Origin of the sequence: Klebsiella sp. R390 (assembly GCF_051131745.1) — a bacterium.
Lineage (GTDB): Bacteria > Pseudomonadota > Gammaproteobacteria > Enterobacterales > Enterobacteriaceae > Klebsiella.
The window spans coordinates 1,652,357-1,677,065 of the sequence record NZ_CP180445.1 but is presented as its reverse complement, the minus strand read 5'-3'; the positions used below and the strand labels follow the sequence as shown (position 1 = coordinate 1,677,065).

Genomic DNA, 24,709 nt, shown 5'->3' with positions numbered 1-24,709 from the left:
AGGAGATCGCAATGACGTTACCAAGTGGACACCTGAAGAGTAAGCTGATTAAGAAATTCACGGCTCTTGGCCCTTATATTCGCGAAGAGCAGTGTGAAGACAACCGCTTCTTTTTCGATTGCCTGGCAGTCTGCGTCAATGTAAAACCGGCGCCGGAGAAACGCGAGTTCTGGGGATGGTGGATGGAGATGGAAGCACAGGCATCGCGCTTCACCTACAGCTATCAGTTTGGCTTGTTCGATAAAGAAGGGGTCTGGCGCCCGGTGGCGATCGACGATCCTGAAGTTAAAGAGAAGCTTGAGAAGACGCTCCTTGATTTCCATGATCGGGCTAAAGCGTTACTGACGACATTCAGCCTGAAGCTGGAAGCCGCCGACGACGTGAGCGAGCCCCTCAGACTTCGTGCCTGACGCGCTAACGGTTCCATGAAAAAATCCACGCTATCTAGCGTGGATTTTTTATGCGTTCGTTACCTGTTTAACGCGCAATCCAGGACGGGTCACACAGGTAAAAAAGCTCCGAAGGGCTTCTGGACGCTATGCTAACAGGACGAATAATTTCAGTAATTCGGCTGCCATGTTTACAGTCGTCTTTTCACCATTAGGAAAATGGAAGATTATTTGGGTTCGTATTCATCCCATTTTGTCTCTTTAAGATGACTGGGAACCAGGTCCGGTCTTTGGACATAAATTTTTGCGCTAATGTTAAGTAGACATGAATATATTTTAGCTATCTCTACGAGCGTAAAGTCTGGATTTAGATCATATTCATGCGTCAATAGGTCAGCAAGGTCTTGCACTTGAGATTCAATGTTTTGAATCCTTTTATGGATAATATCAAGATTTGTATCTTTCATATTCGGTTACCTAATGAGGAAAATACCTGGTTCTGAGTGTATGCGAAGAAATTATAATTTTATTCTTCATTACAATGTTATCCTTGCCTTGCCTTGCCTTGCCTTGCCTTGCCTTGCCTTGCCTTGCCTTGCCTTGCCTTGCCTTGCCTTGCCTTGCCTTGCCTTGCCTTGCCGTGCCCGGTTGGTATTTTATCTGACAGTTAATGTTATGATTTAGCCTTGATTAGGTTATTGGAAGTCTATGTTTACTTCTGTTGTATGGATCTTTTTTATATATAGAATTAATGAATTTATAGGCTTCGTGTTATTTATTGATGAAATGAATTGCTCTCGATTAATCATTATCGGATAGTTTCTGTATTATTGGATTAATGAAGCCTGCAACGTTCTCTGGTGGGGCTGTTTCCACCGCATAAAAAGGCCCAAAGCGTGATGGCAAATAACACGTTTTGGGCCTCAGATACGGCGTTAAACCAGCCTACTTTACAGGCTAATACACATGTATTTGATTTCTAAGTAGTCCTCAATGCCGTATTTCGAGCCTTCACGCCCCAGGCCGGAGGCTTTGACTCCGCCAAACGGGGCCACTTCATTGGAGATAAGGCCGGTATTGATGCCGACAATCCCGTACTCCAGCGCCTCGCCGACGCGGAAGACGCGGCTCAGGTCACGGGCATAGAAATAGGCTGCCAGGCCAAATTCGGTATCGTTGGCCTGATGGATCACTTCCGCTTCGTCTTTGAAGCGGAACAGCGGCGCCAGCGGGCCGAAGGTCTCTTCTTTTGCCACTTTTGCACTGTCGGGAACATCGGCCAGAATGGTTGGCTGGAAAAAGTTTCCGCCCAGCGCATGCACGTTGCCACCGGTGATAATCCGGGCGCCTTTTGCGACGGCATCGGCGATGTGTTCCTGCACCTTGGCCACCGCTTTCTCATCGATCAGCGGTCCGGTCGTCACCCCGTCCTGTAGACCATCGCCAGGACGTAGTTTATTCACCGCCTGCTGTAGTTTTTCAGCAAATTGCTCATACACCCCATCCTGCACGTACAGGCGATTGGCGCAGACGCAGGTCTGCCCGGCGTTGCGGAACTTGGAGGCCATTGCGCCTTCGACCGCTTTATCGAGGTCAGCATCATCAAACACGATAAACGGCGCGTTACCACCCAGTTCGAGCGAGACTTTTTTAATATCCTGGGCGCATTGCGCCATAAGCTGACGGCCGATGTCGGTAGAGCCGGTAAACGACAGTTTACGCACCAGCGGATTGCCGGTCAGCTCGTTGCCGATGGCGCTGGCAGAACCGGTCACCACGTTGAACACCCCGTCCGGGATCCCGGCACGGGTTGCCAGTTCGGCCAGCGCCAGCGCAGAGAAGGGGGTCTGACTCGCGGGTTTGAGCACCATCGTACAGCCGGCCGCCAGCGCCGGACCGGCCTTGCGGGTGATCATCGCCGCCGGGAAATTCCAGGGGGTGATCGCGGCGGTCACGCCGATCGGCTGCTTGATGACGATCAGGCGTTTATCCGCCTGATGGCCGGGAATGGTATCGCCGTAGATCCGTTTACCCTCTTCGGCAAACCATTCGATAAAGGAGGCGGCGTAAGCAATTTCACCTTTGGCTTCCGCCAGCGGCTTACCCTGCTCCAGCGTCATCAGACGCGCCAGATCGTCCTGGTGCGCCATGATTAAATCGAACCAGCGGCGCAGGATCGTCGCGCGCTCTTTGGCGGTGAGCTGGCGCCAGGCGGGAAGGGCACGACTGGCAGCAAGGATGGCGTCACGGGTCTCTTCGGTCGCCATTTTCGGGACCGAGCCCAACGCTTCGCCATTGGCGGGGTTCGTTACGGTAATCACATCGCCGCTGGTGGCATCGCGCCACTCTCCATTGATAAAGGCCTGTTGGCGAAACAAATCCTGGTCATTCAATTGCATGATGATGTCCTGTTTCAGTGCGTTTAACGGGAAAGCGAGTGGTTCGTTAGTCACTCCCTTCTCTGTTAAGTGTAGACGCCTGAATCTGGCATTAACGGCATTTATGAATCCTGCTCATAGTCCTTATCCCAATCCCGGGGATTATCCACCGTTATCTCCGGGTTACTATAATCCAGAAACACATTCCTGACAGGAATGTCAGAAAAATGTCAGCCAGATGACGGGTGTGAAACGTTAACATTGCTTGTGTTCTCGGGCTGGACTCAACGAGAGGGAATAAGATGCGCTTGCTATTAGTTGAAGATGAAGAAAAAACATCGAGTTACCTCAATCGCGCACTGGGTGAGTCAGGCTTTACGGTTGATGTCTCCGCGGATGGTGCAGAGGGTCTGCATTACGCACTGGAATTTGATTATGACGCGATCATCCTCGACGTCATGCTGCCCGGCATGGACGGCTATCGGGTGCTGGAAGGCATTCGGGCCAGCAAACAGACGCCGGTCCTGATGCTTTCAGCCCGCGGCGCCGTCGATGAGCGGGTCAAAGGGCTGCGGCTGGGGGCGGATGATTATCTCCCCAAACCGTTTTCGCTGATTGAACTGGTGGCCCGCATTCAGGCGCTGGTACGCCGGCGTGCCACGGATGGCGCCGATATTACGCAGCTACACATTCACGATTTGCAGCTCGACCTGCTGGCCCGCCGGGTATTTCGTGCCGGAGTCCGTCTGGAGCTGACGGCGAAGGAGTTCTCTTTGCTGAGCCTGCTGGCGCGCCATCAGGGCGAGATTTTATCCAAAATGATGATTGCCGAGCAGGTCTGGGATATGAATTTCGACAGCGATGCCAACGTGGTGGAAGTGGCCATCAAGCGGCTGCGCGCCAAGGTCGATGCACCGTTCGACGTCAAACTGCTGCATACCGTTCGCGGCATGGGGTATGTCCTTGAAGTCAGGGCAGAACCGCAGAGTTAAGCACAGGAGTTAAGCATGTCCAGGCGTTCTATCTCCGTCCATATGGCGTTGATGTTTGCGTTATCCGCCTTACTGATTGTCGCGGCCATCGGTATTTTGCTGAGAAGTTCGCTGCATGACTCTTTACGACGGCAGATGCATAACGAGCTGCATTTTCGCGAATCCCTGATGAGCCCGTGGATCACCGCGCGAACGTCGGCGGACGGCTGGTCGACGCTGGCCAATAAATTTACCGTGCTCGCCAGTTCGGAAGGCGAGCGGGTGCGCTACTGGATCGTCAGCGATGATCCCCGCTTTAGCGTGGGCGGCACCCCGCCGGTCGGGGTGCAGTGGGCGTCGCTGAAAGAGGGCTTCAATACCGTGCCCGGGGCGACGGATAATGCCTGTTCGCTGTTTCTGCTGGTGAAAACTATTCCCGCCAACGGCGAACGGCCTGCTCTGCGCTACGTCGTCGCTATTGATTCCACGCCCTATATGGGCACGCTCAATGCCTTTACCCATACGCTGCTGATTATTACCGTGTTGGGGGTGTTGATTGTCGCCGTGCTGGGCTATGCGGCAAGCCGAATTGGCCTGCGGCCGGTGGGGGCGTTAAGCCATCAGGCGCGCCATCTGGTGCCGGGAGACCATGGTCAACGCCTGGACACCGAAGCATTACCAGTAGAGCTCCAGCCGCTGGCCTCATCTTTTAATGGCGTGCTTGAGCGCCAGGAAATTGCCTGGCGGCAGCTCGAAAGTTTTAATGCCGATGTAGCCCACGAATTGCGCACGCCGCTAACCAATTTGATCGGTCAGACCCAGTTGGGGCTGTCACGGCGGCGTTCGCCTGAAGAGCTGGAAGAGCTGCTGGGATCCAACCTGGAGGAGCTTGAACGCATGGCCTCCATCGTCAACGACATGCTGTTTTTGTCGCATGCTCATGCGGGTGAACATGCCTCGCAGCTGACCCGCGTCTCCCTGCGTGAAGAGACCCTGAAAACCGCTGAGTATGTCGAGCCTTCATTTGCTGAAAAGCAGCTTTCGCTGGAGGTTGAAGGCGAGGCGATTGCGCATATAGACCGCCGCCTGTTTCACCGTTCGCTGGCAAATTTGCTGGAGAACAGCGCCCGACACTCTCCGCCACACGGCACGGTGACCGTCAGGCTTAGCGAACAGGACGATCGGGCCTGTGTGGCGGTGTCGAACCCCGGCGAGCAGATTGAGCCCGGGCATTTGCACCGCCTGTTTGAGCGTTTTTACCGGGTCGATTCCTCACGGGCGAAAAGTGATACCCACCACGGTCTTGGCCTCTCTATTGTGCGAGCGGTGGCGATTATGCATCGCGGGGACGTGTTTGCCCGTAGTGAAGGAGGCATCAATACCTTTGGGATCACCTTTGCGATGTTGCCGAACCCTGACGCCGTGCGAAACCGCGTGCCCTATTCGGATATCGCCGCGGTACCGGAGCCGGCCGACGCTATTGCCCGGCATACCTCTGCCTGACAACCGGCAGAAGTGTTGAGCTGCTATGGCAGCAGCTCGAAGGTGATCGATATTAACGTAGTGGGGTGGATCGCCTCCGGCGGCGGGTTATAGAGTGAACCCGCCTGACCATACAGGGTGACCGTGCCGCCTTTAAAGCCGGACGACAGGACTTTATCCATCAGCGGATCGGTTTGTTTGTCATACACCATGCTGGAGTTCATGGTGTTTAATATCGGCGTACCGTCTAGTTTCTTCTCCAGAATATTCATGGACAGCAACTCGTCAGGCTTGTATTTTTCCTTACCTTTCTTATCCACCACAAAATAGACGCCGTTCGGTAAGATTTCGTATTTTTTATTCTTTATTTTCGCCATGATTTTATTATCGATATCAACAATCTTTGCCGACATCTGGTCGTTCAGGGCGTTAACGGTTTTTTCAATCTCACTCTCTTTTATTTTCAGTTTTTGATGGTAGGCATCGTTAAATCCAAATACCAATGCCGCTGGGGCGAGCTTGATCCCGTTATCGGTCATTTTTTCCATCGCCGATAAGGCCTGAGTCAGATAGAAAACCCCTAAGGCATAGGCGTTTTTATTGTTTTTATCTGCAAGGTTAAGCTTGTCGTCTTTTACCGCCACTTGGTCGAGGGCTGACTGTAACGTTTTATTTTTATCGGTTAATACGGCAACCGCAGCATCGTGTTTCTTTTTCGCGGCTTCGGCGGCGGTTGTCAGCTCTGCATTCTTTATGCTCAGCGCGTTCAGCTTTTCGTTCTGGCTACCGTCAGGCGCCGTGCTTCGGGCTTCCAGCGCGGCGATCTGCGCCGTTAGCGTGCGGGTGGTCTCGTCACGCCTTTTCTCTGCCGCTTTGACTGCGGCACTCAGCTCGGCATTCTGTTGCCGCAGAGCCGCAATCGTATTATCTGCTTTACTGTTCTGGCCGGCGGCCTTTCTGACGGAGGCTGGCTTCTGAGAGGCTTGTTGGCTGGTTATACTGCCGCCTCCCGGCCGCTGCTGGCCCGCGGGCGATTCTGCGGCTCCGCTATCTGAGGGCGGCGGATGCTGGATCTCGAGTTTAGAAATATTCTCGAGGAAGTCCTCCCCCGCAGAATGCGCAGGGGGGAAAACAAAAAGGGTCGAGAGCACAACGGCGAGCGTCAGCAGATGACGATCGTATGCCTGCAATATCCCCGGACGGTGGATCATCTGGCGATCCCGTCATTGAGATCGGCTTTTTTCGCCCGGTTTTCAAATTCTTTTATTAGCTTCTGCGAAATGCTATTACATTTATCGTTGATCTTGTATTCAAACAGCGGGGTGATGGTGGCTTTTACGCTCGCCGACGTTTGTCCTGAAACCGAGGCATAGAATTTTGCGTCGTTAATTAAGCCATACAGCTCGCTGGAGTCTTTCTGGAATTTTTTATCTAACTTAACCAATGCGTCAGCATCCTGGATACACTGTTGCAGGGCGGGTAATTGGGCCGGTTGTTCTTTTTTCGCAGCAGGCGTACTCATTAACGCGCTGTCTGATTTTTTTATATTGGCACAACCCTGTAACAGAGCCGCGGAAATACAAACCAACGTTAGCAGGTTATTCCTTGTCATGATTTCCACCATAATAAATACTATTTGATAAGTTATATTTATCGACACTAGCAGAAAGGATTTTAAGTCACAACGATGGCGCTTTGCTTTTAACTTAATTCAGATTAAGCACCTCAAAGGTTGTTTTTTTAACCAAAAGGCGAGAATTATCCTGGTGAAATACAATATCGTTATTATCCTGGTATTCTCCACGCCAGATACATGGCCTGAATCCGTCTGCGGGCGGGCGGCAGACGCCTGCTTGATTAATGAATGCATCTAATAAACCCTAGTTCATTCCGCTATCTAATCGAATAAATCACTCTGCGTTATGCTTCTATCACACAACAGCTGAAGGATAACGTCATGCAAACGGTAAAACTGAATAATGGTATGGAGATGCCCCTGCTGGGCTTTGGTGTCTTCCAGATGACGGATGCCGCAGAGTGCGAGCGTGCCGTGCTGGATGCCCTTGATACCGGCTATCGCCTGATTGATACCGCCGCCTCCTATCAGAATGAAACCCAGGTGGGGAATGCGCTCCGGCAGAGCGGCATTGCGCGTGATGAGCTTTTTGTCACCACCAAACTGTGGCTCCATGACACCAGTTATGCAGGGGCGAAGGCGCAGTTTGAACGCTCGCTGAACCGCCTGCAGCTGGATTATGTTGACCTGTACCTGATTCACCAGCCTTACGGCGACGTGCACGGGGCATGGCGGGCGATGGAAGAGCTGCAGCAAGCCGGGAAAATCCGCGCCATTGGCGTGAGTAATTTTCACCCGGACAGGCTCGCGGACCTGATGGCCTTTAATCAGGTGGTACCGGCGGTCAACCAAATTGAAGTTAACCCGTTCCACCAGCAGCTGCAGGCGGCGCCGTGGATGCAGAGCCGTGGTATTCAGCCTGAAGCATGGGCGCCTTTTGCCGAAGGGCGAAATGGCCTGTTCCAGCATCCGGTGCTGACGGCGATCGGGGAAAAATATGGCAAAAGCGTCGGTCAGGTCGTTTTACGTTGGATCTACCAGCGCGGCATTGTCTCGCTGGCGAAATCCGTGCGTAAAGCGCGGATGGAAGAGAATATCAATATCCTCGATTTTGAGCTGAGCCCGGAAGACATGGTGCACATTACCGCTCTGGATACCGCGACCAGCGCCTTCTTCTCGCATCGCGATCCGGCGATGGTGGAGTGGCTGACCGGCCGCAAACTCGACGTCTAAACTCAATAAAAGAGGAACTTGTCACATGCAAAAACGCTCTCTTGGTCAATCAGGTCTTGACGTCTCTGCTCTGGGTTTGGGGTGTATGGGGCTCAGCTATGGCTACGGCCCGGCGACGGATACCCGTCAGTCGATTGAGCTGATCCGTGCTGCCGTGGCGCGCGGTGTGACCTTTTTTGACACCGCGGAAGTCTACGGCCCGTATCTGAACGAAGAGGTGGTCGGCGAAGCTCTGAAACCGTTTCGCGACCAGGTGGTGATCGCCACCAAATTTGGTTTTACCTTCGGCGACGACAACAAGCAGCAGATCCTCAACAGCCGTCCGGAACATATTCGCGCGGCGGTCGAGGGGTCGCTACGCCGCCTTAAAACGGATGTCATCGATCTGCTCTATCAGCACCGGGTTGATCCGGATGTGCCGATCGAGGACGTCGCCGGCACCGTAAAAATGCTGATCGCGGAAGGCAAGGTTAAGCACTTTGGCCTGTCAGAAGCCGGGGTTGAGACCATTCGCCGGGCGCATGCCGTTCAGCCGGTTGCTGCGCTGCAAAGCGAATATTCGATGTGGTGGCGCGAGCCTGAGCAGGCAATTTTACCGCTGCTGGAGGAACTGGGGATCGGGTTTGTCCCCTTCAGCCCGCTAGGTAAGGGGTTCCTGACCGGCGCCATTAAGCCTGGGGCGACTTTCGGGGCCGATGATTTCCGCAGTAAAGTGCCGCGCTTTGCCGCTGAGGCCATCGCGGCGAACGAACGGCTGATTGCGTTGCTCGGCGAGCTGGCCGCGGAGAAAGGCGTGACGTCGGCGCAAATCGCGCTGGCATGGCTGCTGGCGCAAAAACCGTGGATCGTGCCGATCCCGGGGACCACCAAACTGCATCGTCTGGAGGAGAACCTGGGGGCGGCAGATGTTGTCCTTTCGTCGGCGGATTTGCAGCAGATTACCCAGGCACTCGATACCGTGAAGGTAGTTGGTGAGCGCTATCCCGCAGAGATGCAGGCGCGAGTGGGACGGTAACCGTAGCGGGCTGGCGGATAGCCGTCGGCCCGTTAATCGCAATCGTTACTCGTTAAAGCGCAGTGCATCAATCATCAGGGCGAACGCCGGCGGATGCTGCTTTCGGCTGGGGTAGTAGAGGTAGTAGCCAGGGAAAGTGGGGCACCATGACTCCAGCACCTGAACCAATGTGCCGCAACGGACCGACTCCGCAATCACATCTTCCGGCACGCAGGCGATGCCAAAGCCGGACTGCGCCGCATCAATCCTTTCTGACAGCAGGTTAAAAGTCAGCTGTCCCTCAACCCGCACGCGCAGCGGTTTACCTTCGCGCTCAAACTCCCAGTGATACAGGCCACCGGCGGTAGGCAGACGCATATTGATACAGCGGTGATGCTGCAGGTCATGGGGCGTTTCCGGGGTGCCGTTGGCAGCAAAATAGTCGGGGGAGGCTACCACTGCCATACGCATATCCGGGCCAATTCTGACGGCTATCATGTCTTTATCGACGCTTTCCCCCAGCCGCACGCCGGCGTCGAAACGGCCGTCCACAATATCCACGAAGCCGTTATCCACCACCAGCTCAACGTTGATTTCCGGATACTCCCGCAGAAACGGTTTTAGCTTTGGCCATACCAGACTGCGAACGGCATGTTCACCCGCGGACAGGCGGATATTGCCTGACGCGGTGCCGTTCAGCTGCAGCAACATCTCCAGCTCTTGTTCGAGCTCGGCAAGGCGTGGCTCCAGGCTGGCGATGATGCGTTCACCAGCCTCGGTAGGGGAGACGCTGCGGGTGGTTCGGGTCAACAGACGCAGGTTTAAACGCGCCTCCAGCGCCTTGATGGCGTGGCTGAGCGCGGATTGTGAGACGCCGAGCTTGCCGGCCGCGCGGGTGAAACTCCGCTCCCTCGCCACCGCCAGGAAGATTTGCAGTTCGTTGAAGTTCTCTTTAAGCATCGGCGATTTCCTTATTGCGCCTGGTCAGCTGCAGGCCGCACTCATGAAGACCGTTCATAGACGCAATCATTTTAGCCCGGTTACTGAGAACAATGGCAAGCGGTATCCTGTTTTTAACGTCATTTTGGTTACTGAATACAGAAGGTGTTCCATGAAAGTTCTTATTGCAGGCGCGACCGGTAGCGTCGGTCTCCCGGTGGTCGAGACCGCCATCGCCATGGGCCATCAGCCCAGAGCATTGGTCAGAAACCGGCAGAAAGTGCGGGTGTTACCTCGTCAGACCGAGGTGTGCTACGGCGACGTGGCGCTGCCTGAGACGCTGACTGAGGCGGTGAAGGAGATTGATGCGGTGATTTTCACCCTCGGCTCTGACGGCCAGGGGCGTATCGGCGCCAGGGCGATTGATTACGGCGGCGTGCGTAATATCCTGCGCCTGCTGGAGGGAACCCAGGTGCGGATCGCCCTGATGTCGACCATTGGGGTCACAGAGCGGCTCAGCAGCTGGAATCAGCGTACCGAAGTCCATGACTGGAAACGACGCGCAGAACGTCTGGTCCGCGCCAGCGGTCATCCGTATACCATCGTCCGGCCGGGCTGGTTTGATTACAACAAGGATGATGAGCACCAGCTTGTGATGCTGCAGGGCGACCGTCGCCATGCCGGTACGCCGGATGATGGCGTGATTGCGCGGGCGCAAATTGCGCAGGTGCTGGTTTGTGCACTCACCAGCGATGCAGCGAGAAACAAAACCTTCGAGCTGGTGGCGGAGAAAGGAGAGGGGCAAGCGGATCTCACCCCGCTGTTCGCCGCGCTTCAGGCGGATCGGCCGAAAAATATCGACGCTATTCTGGATATCGACAATATGCCGCTTGCTGAGGAACCTGCGGGGATTGTTAGTGAGCTAAATTGTTTTCTGAATCAATACGATGAAGTGAAGTCTCTTTCCTGACAAAGATGTCAGGGTCTCGTCAGGTCTCCGACAGGCGGGATCCGTATACTGTTTTCAAGGATGTAAATAATGACGCAGAGACGTTTAATTTAAACGTGGCGGAATATATCCCCTTTCACTTTTTTATTTAACGAGGTATCCGCTATGAAAGCGATCTTAATTTCCGCAGTACTTATTAGTTCAGGCCTGTTTAATGTAGCCAGCGCGGCCCAACTGGTGAATGACGCCGCCGGTAAAGAGAAAATCGGCGTTGTCTCCGCCAGCAATGCGCTGACGCTGGATGAGCTGTCCGATGCTTTATCTCAGAAGGCTGATAAGCAAGGCGCCAGCGCGTATAAAATTCTGTCGGCGACCGGTAATAATCGTCTGCACGGCGTCGCCGAAATCTACAAATAACAGATTTACGGCGTCTTCGGCTGATATCGTTGTTTCTCTAACGTGAGTGCTTATTTATGTTTAAAACAGAAGATATCATCGAAGAAATTACTGACTGGATCGACCGGAATATACATCAACCGCTGAAGATCGAAGATGTTGCCGCCCGTGCGGGATATTCGAAATGGCATCTTCAGCGTGTTTTTGTTCAGGTGATGAACGTCAGTCTGGGGAAATATATCCGCGAGCAGAAACTGAATCTGGCGGCAAAGGATTTAGTGGAAACCGATGAGGCGATTATCAATATTGCCTGCAAATATGGTTTTGATTCGCAGCAGACCTTCACCCGGGTGTTTTCACAGCATTATCGCCTGCCGCCCTCGCGTTACCGACATATGAACCGGTTTCAGAGCTAAATAGCCGACACGTTCCAGACCGTCTTTTGAACGATCTGACCAGGTTTTTGAGTCGTTATTTGATGTAGGAGTCCAGTACCTTCAGCACAATATCAAGGTCGTCTTCTCGTTTTACTTCATCACTTTCATGAACGATGTGTTCAGTCAGATGACCTTTTATCACTTCCCGCATTAAGCCATTCACCGCGCCACGTATCGCGGCGATTTGCTGGAGAACAGCAGCACATTCATGCGGCTCATCAAGCATCTTTTTCAGTGCCACTACCTGGCCCTGAATCTTACTTGCTCGTGCTTGAAGTTTTTGCTTATCGCGGATTGTATGAGACATGGTGGCCCCTCCTCAGAATGATTTCAGGTGAGTATAAAGTTAAAGATCTACTGGGGGGTAGTATTTGATACTGGGGGGGAGTAGAATCAGGCCGTCAATCCGCAACTAAGAACTATTCTCATGAACGAATTCACATCACTATTGCAACAAGGCAATGCGTGGTTCTTTATTCCCAGCGCCATTTTATTGGGTGCTCTTCATGGCCTGGAGCCCGGGCATTCAAAAACAATGATGGCCGCTTTTATCATTGCGATTAAAGGCACGGTTCGTCAGGCCGTAATGCTTGGGTTGGCGGCAACGCTTTCCCACACCGCCGTCGTGTGGCTGATTGCTTTTGGTGGCATGTATGTCAGTAATAAATTCACCGCAGAATCAGCCGAACCGTGGTTACAGTTGGCGTCTGCCGTGATTATCCTTGGCACTGCATTCTGGATGTTCTGGCGTACCTGGCGAGGGGAAAGAAGTTGGCTGGAAGAGATGCAGCAGGGTGAGGAACATCATCATGATGACTTACGGATTATTGATACCGGACATGGCAGCGTAGAGCTTTCAATCTTCGAAGAAGGGCAATCTCCACGCTGGCGCTTACGAACGCTTAGTGGCAGAAAATGGGAAGCTAACGATGTTTCTCTGGTAACACATCGGGGGAAAGGGGCGTTCTCGCAGGTTTTTGATTTTGCAGACAAAGGGGAATATTTAGAGTCGGCATTGGCTATCCCTGAACCGCACAGCTTTGATGTTCGCTTGTCGCTAGGTCATCGGGGTCATGTCCATGATTACGACGTGGCGTTTCATGAGCATGGTCACGATCATGATCATTCGGCTTTGGAAGGCCTGGATGTTAATTCTAAAGAGTATCAGGATGCACATGAACTGGCTCATGCTAATGATATCAAGCACCGTTTTACCGGGAAGGAGGTTACAAACTGGCAGATTTTGTTATTTGGCCTCACGGGTGGATTAATCCCTTGTCCTGCGGCGATTACCGTGTTGCTCATCTGCATTCAACTTAAAGCATTAACTCTCGGCGCCACTCTGGTCGTCTGTTTCAGCATTGGCCTTGCTTTGACCTTAGTGACTGTCGGTGTTGGTGCCGCAGTCAGCGTTCGTCAGGTCGCAAAACGCTGGAGTGGGTTTAATACTATTGCTAAAAGAGCGCCTTATTTCTCAAGTATCCTAATCGGACTAGTTGGGCTATATATGGGCTTTCATGGTTTAGTGGGTATCGCCGGCTAACTTTTGATGAGGCCCGATAGGGCTTCTTTTCTTTGAACTAGCCAGTACCAACAATTAACCACAGCGGCAACGCCTACTGACAGAATCACTCAGAAAAAATCATATGTTCAGAAAGGGTATCGACGTCATTGATTTGAAATATTTTTAGGTGATGGTGCCGATAATAGGAGTCGAACCTACGACCTTCGCATTACGAATGCGCTGCTCTACCAACTGAGCTATATCGGCCCTTAGAGGGGCGTGATCGCCAGGCGAATCACGGGGTAAAAGGTTAAAACTAAGTGGGTGACGCGTCAATGGCCTTATGAATCAAACGGCTACTTTTGCATCACCCGCTTAGCATTAAGCACGAATCGTATCGTCGCCGAAGCCGATCCATTTATAGGTGGTTAACGCTTCCAGGCCCATCGGGCCGCGGGCGTGCAGCTTCTGCGTGCTGACCGCCACTTCCGCGCCGAGACCAAACTGGCCGCCGTCGGTGAAGCGGGTAGAAGCGTTGATATATACCGCTGAGGAGTCCACTTCGTTGATAAAACGGTTGGCGTTGCTCAGGGTACGGGTCAGGATGGCATCCGAGTGCTGGGTACCATGCGCACGAATGTGCTCGATGGCTTCATCCAGGCCGGCAACCACTTTCACGTTCAGATCCAGCGACAGATACTCGTCGTCGTACTGCGCCGCTTTCACCGGCTCGACGCTTGCCGGACCAGCCTGCAGTACCGGCAGCGACAGGGCGTCGGCATGCAGCGTTACGCCGCTCTCCGCCATCTGTTGGCTGAGGGCCGGCAGGAAGCGCCCGGCGATATCCTGATGCACCAGCAGCGTTTCGGCAGAGTTACAGGCACTCGGGCGTTGAACCTTGGCGTTGACGATAATTTTCAGCGCCTCGGTGATGTCGGAAGAATCATCAATATAGATATGACACACGCCGATGCCGCCGGTGATCACCGGAATCGTCGACTGCTCGCGGCACAGTTTGTGCAGGCCAGCGCCGCCGCGCGGGATCAGCATGTCGATATACTTATCCATCTTCAGCATCTCGCCGACCAGCGCACGATCCGGGCTCTCAATGGCCTGGATGGTTGCCGCCGGTAATCCGCACTCCTGCAGGGCCTGCTGAATAACTTTCACCGTTGCGGCATTGGTTCGCCACGTCTCTTTTCCGCCGCGCAGAATCGCCGCGTTACCGGTTTTCAGGCACAGGGAAGCGACATCAACGGTGACGTTTGGACGCGCTTCATAAATGACGCCAACCACCCCTAACGGGACGCGACGACGTTCGATCCGCAGCCCGCTATCCAGCAGACCGCCGTCGATGACCTGGCCGACCGGATCCGCCAGATTACAAACCTGGCGTACATCGCTGGCAATGCCGCTTAACCGTGCCAGGTTGAGTGCCAGACGGTCGAGCAGGGCGTCGCTCAAACCATTCGCGCGTGCTTCCGCCAGATCCTGCGCGTTCGCGTGCAGGATCTCATCGGTCTGCGCTTCAAGATAATCGGCAATTTTTTCCAGAACCTGATTCTTTTCGCGACTGGAAAGCTGCGCGAGTTTGTATGAGGCCGCTTTGGCAGCAATGCCCATTTGTTCCAGCATTTGAAGCTCCTTAACGGATGATCATATCGTCACGATGGACCGCTACCGGACCGTATTCATAGCCCAGAATGGCATCAATCTGCTGCGAGTGTTGCCCGGCAATCATGCGCAGCGCATCGCTGTTGTAACGGCTGACGCCGTGGGCGATATCACGACCTTCGCTATTACGAATGCGGATAACCTCGCCACGGGAGAAGTTGCCCGTTACGATTTTGATCCCTTTCGGCAGCAGGGAGCTGCCTCTTTCCAGAATGGCCAACGTCGCACCAGCATCGACGGTAATTTCACCCGCCGGCGGGGCGCCAAAGATCCAGCGTTTGCGGTTCTCCAGCGGTGATTCCTGTGCATGGAAACGGGTCCCGACCGACACGCTCTCCATGACATCGGCAATCACGCCAGGGCGGTTGCCAGCAGCAATAATGGTGTCGATACCCGCGCGGCAGGCGACATCGGCGGCCTGCAGTTTGGTGCCCATTCCGCCGGTTCCCAGACCGGAAACGCTATCGCCGGCAATGGCGCGCAGCGCGTCATCAATGCCGTAGACGTCTTTAATAAGTTCTGCCTGCGGGTTATTGCGCGGGTCTGCGGTGAACAGCCCCGGCTGGTCAGTCAGCAGCAGCAGTTTGTCGGCACCGGCCAGAATAGCCGCCAGTGCGGAAAGATTGTCATTGTCGCCGACTTTAATTTCAGCGGTGGCCACGGCGTCATTCTCATTAATGACCGGCACAATATTGTTATCCAGCAGCGCGCGCAGGGTATCGCGGGCGTTGAGGAAGCGCTCACGGTCTTCCATATCGGCGCGGGTCAGCAGCATCTGGCCGACGTGAATACCGTAAATAGAAAACAGCTGTTCCCACAGCTGGATCAGACGGCTTTGTCCTACCGCCGCCAGAAGCTGTTTTGACGCAATGGTCGCAGGCAGTTCCGGGTAGCCGAGATGCTCACGTCCGGCGGCAATGGCCCCGGAGGTCACGATGACAATACGGTGGCCCATTGCGTGCAGCTGCGCGCACTGGCGCACTAATTCGACGATATGGGCGCGGTTCAGGCGACGGGATCCGCCTGTTAAAACACTGGTGCCCAGTTTTACCACCAGCGTCTGGCTATCACTCATGATTCTCTGCCGTTCAAAAGGAATATCGATATCGAGCTGATGTTTTAACAGGACTCACGCCGCTTGCCAACACTTGCCGTGTCGGGCGAACCACTTTATTGCGCGAGATCGGGCATTGTGGCGATGCATCATGACGAATTTATGACAGAAACATCTAAATACTCTTTTTTATAAAAAGTTCCACATTGTCATAAATTTTTAATATCTGAGCGTTAAAAAACCTCCTGTTTTCACGGGGGCCTTCGCCCGGAATTGATTAGCGCGTATAAATAAATCACCAGGATTGAATAATGAAAAAGAGCACACTGGCATTAATGATGATGGGTGTTGTCGCATCTTCCGCTACACAAGCAGCAGAAGTTTATAATAAAGACGGCAACAAACTGGACGTCTACGGCAAAGTCAAAGCGATGCACTATCTCAGCGACTATGACAGCAAAGACGGCGACCAGACCTATGTGCGTTTCGGTATTAAAGGTGAAACCCAGATTAACGATCAGCTGACCGGCTACGGTCGCTGGGAATCTGAGTTCTCCGGCAACAAAACAGAAAGCGACTCCACTCAGAAAACACGTCTGGCGTTTGCCGGTGTGAAACTGAAAAACTACGGCTCTTTCGATTACGGTCGTAACCTCGGTGCCCTGTACGATGTTGAAGCCTGGACCGATATGTTCCCGGAATTCGGCGGCGACTCTTCCGCACAGACCGATAACTTTATGACCAAACGTTCCAGCGGCCTGGCAACGTACCGCAATACCGACTTCTTCGGGGTGATCGACGGTCTGGACCTGACTCTGCAATATCAGGGTAAAAACGAAGATCGTGACGCCAAGAAACAGAACGGCGACGGTTTCGGCACCTCATTAAGCTATGACTTTGGTGGCAGTGATTTCGCCGTCAGCGCGGCCTACACCAGCTCTGACCGTACCAACGACCAGAACCTGCTGGCACGTGGCGTAGGCTCCAAAGCCGAAGCCTGGGCTACCGGCCTGAAATATGACGCCAACAATATCTACCTGGCAACCATGTATTCTGAAACCCGCAAGATGACGCCAATCAGCGGCGGTTTTGCTAACAAAGCGCAGAACTTTGAAGTGGTGGCTCAGTATCAGTTCGACTTCGGTCTGCGTCCGTCCCTGGGTTATGTCCTGTCGAAAGGCAAAGATATCGAAGGTATCGGCAACGAAGACCTGGTCAACTATATCGATGTCGGCCTGACCTATTACTTCAACAAAAACATGAACGCCTTTGTTGATTATAAAATCAACCAGCTGAACAGCGATAATAAGCTCGGCATCAATGATGACGACATCGTGGCGCTGGGGATGACTTACCAGTTCTGATGAGACGCTCACCCGCAGGGATGAGCGAGGCAGAAATACAAACCGCAGCCTGATGGCTGCGGTTTTTTTATGGCGGGCAATTAATGATTTTTTGCCAGATGCTGCGTATCGCTATTCATCGTGATCTGCGCGTTATACTCCTTCGGCAGGCGGCGTGCCTGATAGAATACCGAGTTCCAGTACGGGTTATCTAATGAGGAACGCATTACCCCCTGGCTGCTTGAGGCGTGCAGGAAATTGTGCTCCGTATCGTAGAACCCGACGTGCATCCCGCCGTGGATCCGGAAGAACACCAGGTCCCCCGGGCGCAGCTGCTGGCGGCTTACGCGAACGCCCATATGCAGCAGATCGCCGGTGGTCACGCGTTCCATCGGCAAATTGAAACGGTCTTTGAGCGTGCGCCAGACAAAGCCTGAACAGTCGACGCCGCTTTGTGCCGTGCCGCCCCATTCATAGGGTGTGCCGTCCCAGGTGTGCATTTGATCGTGCAGGGCCGCGACGACCGGGATCAGATCGTCCGATCCGCTATCGATCGGCTCATAGTGATGGTGGGCCGTCGTTTTGGGTGGTTTTTTAGATGACGATGAACATCCTGCCAAAATCAAAAAAGGAATAAATAATAAAACAAGGGACAGTTTAGGCTTCATATCATTATTTTCATGTCAGGGGATCGACCGTCGTCTTTTATAGCGTATTCTCCATATCGCCAGAAAGGGTTAGTGAAAAATTTACGAAACCTTACGTAGGGAAAGCCATCATATTTCTGTTTTTTAACATGTTGATTAAATATCCGGGAGCGAACAGTGTCGTTGTTTATTAATAAACAATTTCACGCTGAAACCATATTGAGTGAAAAATAATAAGACTCATCTTATTTAACTTTATCTCCCGGCGGTGAGGCAGGTGAAAGATCCTCATCATCCCGCCATTGCGCGACGGGGCTGGCGTCCAGTACTTTGTCCGTTCAGGGAACTTAAGAGGCCAACTTATGCATCTGGATTTTCGCCAACTGCGCAACTTTGTGGCGTTGGTAGAATATGGCAGCTTTCACCGCGCGGCAGAGGCGGTATGCCTGTCGCAATCGGCATTCAGCCGCAGCATTCAGGCGCTGGAGCAGAGCGTCGGCCATCCGTTATTCGACCGGCAAAGTAAACTGCCAACGCTGACGCTGCACGGACAAAAGCTACTGCCTTACGCTCGGCGTTTCCAGGAGCTGAACGTTGAGCTCAGCAGCCTGCTGTGTGAGGCGGATGACGACCAGAATGGTGAAGTGGCGTTCGGCTGTGGGCCAGCTCCCGCGGCACGCCTGATCCCGGCAGCCATCGGGGCGTTTCATCGTCGTCTGCCGCAGGCCAGAGTGCGGTTTCAGGTCGATAACTGGTTTGCCCTGCATCATGCGCTGACCACCCAGCAGTATCCTTTCGTGGTGGCCGATAGCTGGCACGCCGAGTTGGATCCGCAGCTGCGGGTTCAGCCGCTTAGCCCACAACGTTGTTTCTTCGTTTGCCATGCCGATCATCCTCTGGCCCGCCGGGGGCCGGTCTCCATTCAGGAGATGCTGCGCTACCCCTTTGCCGCGCCGTACCTGCCGCCGGGCGTCAGAAAAGTGCTGGCGACCCTCAGCCAGCAGCAGGATTTCACGCCGACGATCCAGTGCGATCACATCTATGCGCTGCTATCGACGCTGGCGGCGACTCAGGCTATCAGCTTTGCCAGTGAGGATGGCTTTGCTCTGTGCCAGCACAGCCATCGCCTGGTGAGGCTGGAGCTCAGCGACCTTCCTGAAGAGTGGCGGCTGATGCAGACCCGGTTTGCCATTATTTCTCCGGTGCACGCCGCCCGCCTACCGCTGGTGGACGCGCTGATCGATATTATTCTGCACACCGACCGCCAGCATCAGATCGCGCTGCTGGCGCAGGAGGAGGGGGCTTAACCGGCGTGTGCCGCCTGGCCTTTCGCATCGTACTGCGGCCAGTGATTTTCCAGCTGTTGCGCCTTCAGGGCCTGTTCGACAAACTGGCCGTCTACCCACTGGCTGACCTCAACGCTGTTACGGATCAATCGGCCCGATTTGGCCTGCTCAACGCTGCTGCTGAAACTGTCGGTGAGGAAAGGATCGATCCGCGGCGAGGTGGTAAAGTTGAGATCCTCCGGGCGCAGATCTTCAAGGAACAGCGCCTGCGGGATCTGGCTCTGCTGCGCCATCTCCGCCGACCAGGCTTCGCGATTGGCCGGATCGCTGATTTCGGCCGCGTTTTTCACTAGCACGTCAATAATTTGCTGGGTAGCCTGCGGCCAGGCCTGGATAAACGCCTGGGTGCCGAGGAAGCCCGCCTGGGTTGTGTTCTGGCGGCCTGAATCACCGCTTTTCACTACCACCTTAATCTTATCGCCACGCAGCGCCAGCAGGGAAACGCCGCCCCATACTGCATCAACACGGCCGGCCGCCAGCGCGGCTTTTCCGGCGCTCCAGTCAAGGTTGATGACCTGCATACTGCGTTCGCTCAGCCCGACGGTTTGCAGCGCCCGGTCGAAGGCCAGCTGGTCCGCCGTCCCGCGATAGACCGCCACGCGCTTACCTTGCAGATCCGCCAGCTGCTTAATTCCCGATGCCGTGGTCGCGGCGAGGTAAGAATCAGAACCCCGGCTGCCCAGCAGCAGGCGCGTCGGGAGGCCGTTGGCCTTGCCGATTATCGCCGCCAGGTCGCCGAGATAGACAAAATCGAGCTGGCGGTTCGCCAGTGCTTCATTCACCGCCGGGCCCGCCCCTTTAAAAAACTGCCACTGCACCTCTATGCCCTGCGGTTTAAACACCGCTTCCAGCTGATGGCGGATAAACGCCATGCCGACCGGGCCTTCAATGAATGGTTTGCTGCCGGCGCTCTGATCCGGCACGCCGATACGAATGGTGCGCAGGCTGTCGGCCTGCGCGCTGGCGACCAGGGCGATGACGGCGGTTATCGCGACGGCGGTACGGATCAAAAATGCTTTCATCATAAAGGGTGACTCCTGAGTTTTTTTCTCACCCTAAAGAGGCTAACTGCCTGCTGTTAAATGCTTTTATTGGCAGAGCAAAGGTAAAAAAAAGCTAAATCACGGTCCGCGTGGTCGCCAGGCTGAGATGCATTTTCTGCATCGGGATTATTCAACAAACGCAATGGTGATAGACGGCATAACACGTTTTTATAGCCACATGATTTCACAACACGTGGACCGTTATGTCGCTGATTCTCATGAAAAGACGCAGATTTTTCTGGCCCACCTTCAGTCTGAACGGTTGGCCCTGGCTGCTGCCCGCGCTGGTGTTGGGGTTGTGGTACCTCGCCGCCGCCGGGCACTGGATGCCGGAACAAATTCTGCCGGCACCGGCGGTGGTGGCAGATACCGCGCTGTCGCTGCTGGGGAGCGATCTGATTGGACAATGGGGCGTCAGCCTTCAGCACCTGGCGAGCGGGCTGCTGTTGGGGGTGATGGCGGGCACTCTGCTGGGGGCGCTGTTTGGCCTGGTACCGGGCGCCGCCCGACGCATTGAGCCGCTGTTTTATGCGCTGGCGCAGATCCCGACCCTCGGTTGGATCCCGTTGTTTATGGTGCTGTTTGGTATCGATAACGGCCTGAAGCTGGCGGTTATCGTCAAAACCACCATCGTGCCGATGACCATCAACACCCAGCAGGCGGTGACCAGCGTGCCATTAACGTTGGGGGAAGCGGCGCAGGTGATGAACTTCTCCCGCTGGCAGCGCCTGCGCTGGCTGGTGATCCCCGCGAGCCTGCCGGGCTGGTTCACCGGTCTGCGGCTGGCGCTTTCTCAGGCCTGGGTCTCGTTGATTGTGGTTGAACTGCTGGCCTCTTCCGAAGGCATCGGCTACCTGATGGTCTGGGGCCGTCAGCTGTTTCAACTGGATATTGTCTTCGTCACCATCGCGGTGGTGGGCCTCAGCGGCTTGCTGATGGAGTGGGCGACCAACCGTCTCTACACCCGGCTGGTGTTCTGGCCGCAGCCTGCGACCGGTCGGCTGGCCTGGAAACCGCAGGCCAGCTGGCAGGCGTTTCAGCTGCCGTTAATACTGCTGGCGCTGTGGCAACTGGCCAGCCAGTGGGGGTGGCTTGATACCGCCTTGTTCTCATCGCCGCTGGCGGTGGCGCAGCGCGCGCTTGCAGGAATGCTCAGTGGTGAGTTGACCGCGGCGATGCTGGCAAGCCTGGGGCGGGCCTGTGCCGGCGGTGCGCTGGGGATTGTCGCCGGGCTGCTGTGCGGATTGCTGCTGGCCTTGCGTCCGCGCGCCGGACAGATATTCACCCCGACGCTGAACGTCCTGCGCCATATCGCGTTGTTTGCCTGGCTGCCGCTGCTGACGGCATGGGTGGGTAACGACAACGGCGGCAAAATCGTATTCATCGCGCTGGCGGCTTTCTTTCCCATGTTCTTCAGTACGTTACAGGCCGTCGGTCAGCGCGATCCGCAGCTTGACGACGTGGCCAGGGTATTACGTTTTGGCGCTGTAACCCGCTTGCGGCAGCTGATTCTGCCGGGAGCCGCGCCGGGGATCTTTGCCGGCCTGCGTCTGGCTTTGATCTACGCGTGGCTTGGCAATATCGGTGCGGAATATTTCATGTCCTCCGGGACCGGCATCGGCAGCCTGATGATTAATGCGCAGCAGCTGCTTGATATGCCGACCATCCTTTGCGGGATGGTGCTGATTGGCCTCACCGGAGCGGCGCTGGATAAAGCCGGACGTTTACTGGAATTTCGCGCCACCCGTTGGCGCCAACAGGAGCAACGATGACCGCATCGACTTTGGTCTCTTTTCACCATGTGCGTAAGTCCTGGCAACAGGTGACGGCGCTACACAATTTTAGCCTCGATATTGCCGCCGGCGAGCTGGTGGCGCTGGTCGGCAGCAGCGGATGCGGTAAATCGACGCTGCTGCGGATGCTGATTGGCCTTGAACCGGTCACGCAGGGGGAGATCCGCGTGAACGGCCAGCCGGTGGTTGGGCCAGGAAAAGATCGCGGCATCGTGTTTCAGGAGCCGCGGCTGTTTCCCTGGTTGAAGGTTATCGACAACGTCATGCTTGGCCTGGCGGATGAACCGCTAAGCCGGGCGGAGAAGCGCCAGCGCGCGCTGGAGATGCTGGCGCGCGTTCAGCTGACAGAGTTCGCTGATGCGCTGCCGGCGCAGCTTTCCGGCGGCATGGCCCAGCGGGTCGCGATTGCTCGCGGGCTGATCGCACGTCCGCAAATTCTGATGCTTGATGAACCCTTCGGCGCGCTGGATGCCCTGACACGCCACACCTTGCAGCAGGAGCTGCTGCGCATTCACCGGCAGGCGGGGACCACCACGTTGCTGGTGACCCACGATGTGGAAGAGGCCGTGGCGCTGGCCGACCGGGTGGTGGTGCTCTCGCCGCGCCCGGGGCGGATCCGTGAAGTGGTGACGCTGGCGCTACCGCATCCCCGTCAGCGCGACGAGGCGGGCTTCGCTGCCGCCTGCCGCCAGATTCGTACATTGATTACTACTGCCTGATTTGACTATTTAAGGAGTGACAACATGGGACATCCTTCCGTCTACCCGACCGGGGCCACGCTTTACGATCCGCAGCGGGCGTGGAGCGGCTATACCGTTTTCCAGGCGACCGAACATGGCGCAGTGCTGGTAGACATGAACGGCAACGTGGTCCGCGAATGGCCTGAGCTACATGGCTTTCCGAATAAAATCCTGCCCGGCGGGGCGATCCTTGGCCACAGCGGCGAGCGCGATCCCCGTTACGGCATGCAGGATATGCTCGATCTGATTCAGGTAGACTGGGAAGGCAATATCACCTGGCGATTTGAGCGCTATGAGCAGGTCAGCGACCCCGGTCATCCGCCGCGTTGGATGGCACGTGCGCACCATGATTATCAGCGGGCCGGGAACCCGGTGGGCTATTACGCGCCGGGGCTGGAGCCACAGGTAGAGGGCGGCAATACCTTAATTCTTGCCCATACCAACCTGGTTAACGAGGCGATTTCCGACAAGCTGTTGCTGGATGACACCATCATCGAAGTCGACTGGCAGGGCAACGTGGTATGGGAATGGCGATGCAGCGATCATTTTCACGAGCTGGGCTTTGACGAGGCGGCGCGGACGGCGTTACGCAATAACCCCAATATGCGTGCCAGCGGCGGCGGCATGGGCGACTGGATGCACATTAACTCGATGTCGGCGCTGGGGCCCAACAAATGGTATGACGACGGCGATGCGCGTTTCCATCCAGACAACATCATCTGGGATGCGCGGGAATCCAATATCATCGCCATCATCGACAAACAGAGCGGGCGGATTGTCTGGCAGCTGGGGCCGGACTACAGCAAGCCGCAGCTGAAACATCTGGGCTGGATTATCGGCCAGCACCATGCGCATATGATCCCTCAGGGCTTACCGGGCGCTGGCAATATTTTGATCTTCGATAACGGCGGCTGGGCCGGATACGGCGCCCCCAATCCGGCGTCGGCGGACGGCGTGAAAAATGCCTGGCGCGACTATTCGCGGATCCTCGAGATCAACCCAGTGACGCTCGATATCGAATGGCGCTATTCGCCGTATGAAGCGGATCTTCCGCAGCCGACCGATTCGTACCGCTTCTATAGCCCTTATATCAGCAACATGCAGCGCCTTGAAAACGGCAATACCTTGATTAACGAAGGGTCCAACGGACGTGTTTTTGAAGTCACCCGCGATCATGACATCGTCTGGGAATACATCTCACCGTTCTGGGGAAAAACGTTAAATAACAATATGGTTTACCGCGCCTATCGGATTCCGTACCACTGGATCCCGCAGCTGGCGCCGCCGGCAGAAACCGCGATCGCGGCGGTGGATGTGCGCACCCTGCGCCAGCCCGGCGCGGCGGCGGCAGGTCCGGCTCAGAGCGTGGTGCGCGTTGCCGGTGTGCAACCCTACAGCAAAAGCGCCGATGCGCTGTGTGTAGCAACCGACAACGATACCCTGCTACGCAGCCCGAAACTGTTCCGCGTTGCCGAGAGCCGCTTTGAACCTGTGAGCACGCCAAGTGAACTGGCTGGCGAGCATCCGATCCTGCTGTTTGTCGGGGCCGAGCGCTGCGTTCACTGCCGTAAGCTGTGGCAACGGCTGAGCCATGAGACGCTCGCCGACCAGATTGCGCCTCTTGAGACGCGTTACCTCGATGCCGATCGCCATCAGGCGCTGGCGCAACAGCTTGGCGTTCGCGGGTTGCCGGCGCTGCTGGTGCTGAAATCTGGCAAGCCGACGGCGCGGGCCCCGGCGGACCCGTCCGTGGACAGCCTGATTAACTGGCTGCAGAGCGCGGTACTGTAAGTCTGGCGCGTCAGGCGCAGACAGAGCAGG

Annotated in this window: 23 protein-coding genes and 1 tRNA gene; 14 read left to right on the top strand and 10 right to left on the bottom strand. The window is 55.3% G+C overall.

Annotated features, from left to right (window positions below; translation table 11 throughout):
- Positions 1-11 precede the first annotated feature (11 nt).
- Positions 12-410 (top strand): sigma factor-binding protein Crl, encoded by a 399-nt coding sequence (gene crl / locus ACMYSP_RS07835; RefSeq protein ID WP_434586259.1) that lies wholly within the window; start codon positions 12-14, stop codon positions 408-410.
- A 929-nt stretch (positions 411-1,339) separates the two neighbouring features.
- On the opposite strand, the gene gabD is transcribed toward crl, so the two are convergent.
- Positions 1,340-2,788, bottom strand: coding sequence for an NADP-dependent succinate-semialdehyde dehydrogenase (gene gabD / locus ACMYSP_RS07830; RefSeq protein WP_434586258.1), 1,449 nt, complete (start codon positions 2,786-2,788; stop codon positions 1,340-1,342).
- A 281-nt stretch (positions 2,789-3,069) separates the two neighbouring features.
- Between gabD and ACMYSP_RS07825 the strand changes: the two genes are divergently transcribed.
- Positions 3,070-3,759, top strand: coding sequence for a heavy metal response regulator transcription factor (locus tag ACMYSP_RS07825; RefSeq protein ID WP_434586257.1), 690 nt, complete (start codon positions 3,070-3,072; stop codon positions 3,757-3,759).
- Between the two features lie 15 nt (positions 3,760-3,774).
- Positions 3,775-5,241 (top strand): heavy metal sensor histidine kinase, encoded by a 1,467-nt coding sequence (locus ACMYSP_RS07820; protein WP_434586256.1) that lies wholly within the window; start codon positions 3,775-3,777, stop codon positions 5,239-5,241.
- A 23-nt stretch (positions 5,242-5,264) separates the two neighbouring features.
- Here the strand turns inward: ACMYSP_RS07820 and ACMYSP_RS07815 are convergent, their stop codons facing one another.
- Both ACMYSP_RS07815 and ACMYSP_RS07810 read right to left on the bottom strand, forming a co-directional pair.
- Positions 5,265-6,431 (bottom strand): cell envelope biogenesis protein TolA, encoded by a 1,167-nt coding sequence (locus ACMYSP_RS07815; RefSeq protein WP_434586255.1) that lies wholly within the window; start codon positions 6,429-6,431, stop codon positions 5,265-5,267.
- Complete coding sequence (locus tag ACMYSP_RS07810; protein ID WP_434587039.1) at positions 6,428-6,832, bottom strand: hypothetical protein; 405 nt, start codon at positions 6,830-6,832, stop codon at positions 6,428-6,430. The genes ACMYSP_RS07815 and ACMYSP_RS07810 overlap by 4 nt, the downstream gene beginning before the upstream one ends.
- Positions 6,833-7,177: 345 nt before the next feature.
- On the opposite strand from ACMYSP_RS07810, the gene ACMYSP_RS07805 reads away from it, so the two are divergent.
- Entirely contained in the window at positions 7,178-8,029 is an 852-nt protein-coding gene (locus ACMYSP_RS07805) for an aldo/keto reductase (protein WP_434586254.1), read from the top strand.
- Positions 8,030-8,054: 25 nt separating this feature from the next.
- Entirely contained in the window at positions 8,055-9,044 is a 990-nt protein-coding gene (locus tag ACMYSP_RS07800; protein WP_434586253.1) for an aldo/keto reductase, read from the top strand.
- A 45-nt stretch (positions 9,045-9,089) separates the two neighbouring features.
- Here the strand turns inward: ACMYSP_RS07800 and ACMYSP_RS07795 are convergent, their stop codons facing one another.
- The gene (locus ACMYSP_RS07795; RefSeq protein WP_434586252.1) at positions 9,090-9,983 is read right to left on the bottom strand and encodes a LysR family transcriptional regulator; all 894 of its coding nucleotides are present in this window, start codon (positions 9,981-9,983) and stop codon (positions 9,090-9,092) included.
- 151 nt (positions 9,984-10,134) lie between these two features.
- On the opposite strand from ACMYSP_RS07795, the gene ACMYSP_RS07790 reads away from it, so the two are divergent.
- The 3 genes from ACMYSP_RS07790 to ACMYSP_RS07780 all read left to right on the top strand — a co-directional run bounded on the left by ACMYSP_RS07790 (position 10,135) and on the right by ACMYSP_RS07780 (position 11,723).
- Positions 10,135-10,932, top strand: coding sequence for an SDR family oxidoreductase (locus ACMYSP_RS07790; RefSeq protein WP_434586251.1), 798 nt, complete (start codon positions 10,135-10,137; stop codon positions 10,930-10,932).
- A 144-nt stretch (positions 10,933-11,076) separates the two neighbouring features.
- Entirely contained in the window at positions 11,077-11,328 is a 252-nt protein-coding gene (locus ACMYSP_RS07785; protein WP_434586250.1) for a DUF1471 domain-containing protein, read from the top strand.
- Positions 11,329-11,384: 56 nt separating this feature from the next.
- Positions 11,385-11,723 (top strand): helix-turn-helix domain-containing protein, encoded by a 339-nt coding sequence (locus ACMYSP_RS07780; protein WP_434586249.1) that lies wholly within the window; start codon positions 11,385-11,387, stop codon positions 11,721-11,723.
- Between the two features lie 55 nt (positions 11,724-11,778).
- On the opposite strand, the gene rcnR is transcribed toward ACMYSP_RS07780, so the two are convergent.
- A complete protein-coding gene (gene rcnR, locus ACMYSP_RS07775; RefSeq protein ID WP_434586248.1) occupies positions 11,779-12,051 on the bottom strand; it encodes a Ni(II)/Co(II)-binding transcriptional repressor RcnR in 273 nt (90 codons plus the stop codon).
- Between the two features lie 120 nt (positions 12,052-12,171).
- Between rcnR and ACMYSP_RS07770 the strand changes: the two genes are divergently transcribed.
- Positions 12,172-13,287 carry a nickel/cobalt efflux protein RcnA gene (locus ACMYSP_RS07770; RefSeq protein WP_434586247.1) on the top strand — a complete coding sequence of 372 codons (1,116 nt, stop codon included), beginning with the start codon at positions 12,172-12,174 and terminating at the stop codon, positions 13,285-13,287.
- Positions 13,288-13,439: 152 nt separating this feature from the next.
- Here ACMYSP_RS07770 and ACMYSP_RS07765 read toward each other — a convergent pair.
- From ACMYSP_RS07765 to proB, 3 genes are all read right to left on the bottom strand, one after another.
- Positions 13,440-13,515 (bottom strand) — tRNA-Thr (locus tag ACMYSP_RS07765).
- A gap of 114 nt (positions 13,516-13,629) precedes the next feature.
- Positions 13,630-14,883: a glutamate-5-semialdehyde dehydrogenase gene (proA, locus tag ACMYSP_RS07760; RefSeq protein WP_434586246.1), complete on the bottom strand. Its 1,254-nt coding sequence runs from the start codon at positions 14,881-14,883 to the stop codon at positions 13,630-13,632.
- 10 nt (positions 14,884-14,893) lie between these two features.
- Positions 14,894-15,997: a glutamate 5-kinase gene (proB, locus tag ACMYSP_RS07755; RefSeq protein ID WP_123755598.1), complete on the bottom strand. Its 1,104-nt coding sequence runs from the start codon at positions 15,995-15,997 to the stop codon at positions 14,894-14,896.
- 290 nt (positions 15,998-16,287) lie between these two features.
- Here proB and phoE point away from each other — a divergent pair, with 290 nt between their 5' ends.
- The gene (gene phoE, locus ACMYSP_RS07750; protein WP_434586245.1) at positions 16,288-17,340 is read left to right on the top strand and encodes a phosphoporin PhoE; all 1,053 of its coding nucleotides are present in this window, start codon (positions 16,288-16,290) and stop codon (positions 17,338-17,340) included.
- An 80-nt stretch (positions 17,341-17,420) separates the two neighbouring features.
- On the opposite strand, the gene ACMYSP_RS07745 is transcribed toward phoE, so the two are convergent.
- The gene (locus ACMYSP_RS07745) at positions 17,421-17,987 is read right to left on the bottom strand and encodes an NlpC/P60 family protein (protein WP_434586244.1); all 567 of its coding nucleotides are present in this window, start codon (positions 17,985-17,987) and stop codon (positions 17,421-17,423) included.
- Positions 17,988-18,328: 341 nt separating this feature from the next.
- Between ACMYSP_RS07745 and ACMYSP_RS07740 the strand changes: the two genes are divergently transcribed.
- Complete coding sequence (locus tag ACMYSP_RS07740; RefSeq protein WP_174508172.1) at positions 18,329-19,273, top strand: LysR family transcriptional regulator; 945 nt, start codon at positions 18,329-18,331, stop codon at positions 19,271-19,273.
- On the opposite strand, the gene ACMYSP_RS07735 is transcribed toward ACMYSP_RS07740, so the two are convergent.
- Entirely contained in the window at positions 19,270-20,337 is a 1,068-nt protein-coding gene (locus tag ACMYSP_RS07735; protein ID WP_434586243.1) for an ABC transporter substrate-binding protein, read from the bottom strand. The genes ACMYSP_RS07740 and ACMYSP_RS07735 overlap by 4 nt on opposite strands.
- A 221-nt stretch (positions 20,338-20,558) precedes the next feature.
- On the opposite strand from ACMYSP_RS07735, the gene ACMYSP_RS07730 reads away from it, so the two are divergent.
- From ACMYSP_RS07730 to ACMYSP_RS07720, 3 genes are read left to right on the top strand one after another with little or no spacing between them, the layout of a single operon-like run.
- Entirely contained in the window at positions 20,559-22,127 is a 1,569-nt protein-coding gene (locus ACMYSP_RS07730) for an ABC transporter permease (RefSeq protein ID WP_434586242.1), read from the top strand.
- On the top strand, positions 22,124-22,867 hold the full coding sequence (locus ACMYSP_RS07725) for an ABC transporter ATP-binding protein (protein ID WP_434586241.1): 744 nt from the start codon (positions 22,124-22,126) through the stop codon (positions 22,865-22,867). Before ACMYSP_RS07730 ends, ACMYSP_RS07725 begins: the two co-directional genes overlap by 4 nt.
- A 24-nt stretch (positions 22,868-22,891) precedes the next feature.
- Positions 22,892-24,679 carry an aryl-sulfate sulfotransferase gene (locus ACMYSP_RS07720; protein ID WP_434586240.1) on the top strand — a complete coding sequence of 596 codons (1,788 nt, stop codon included), beginning with the start codon at positions 22,892-22,894 and terminating at the stop codon, positions 24,677-24,679.
- Positions 24,680-24,709: the final 30 nt, after the last annotated feature.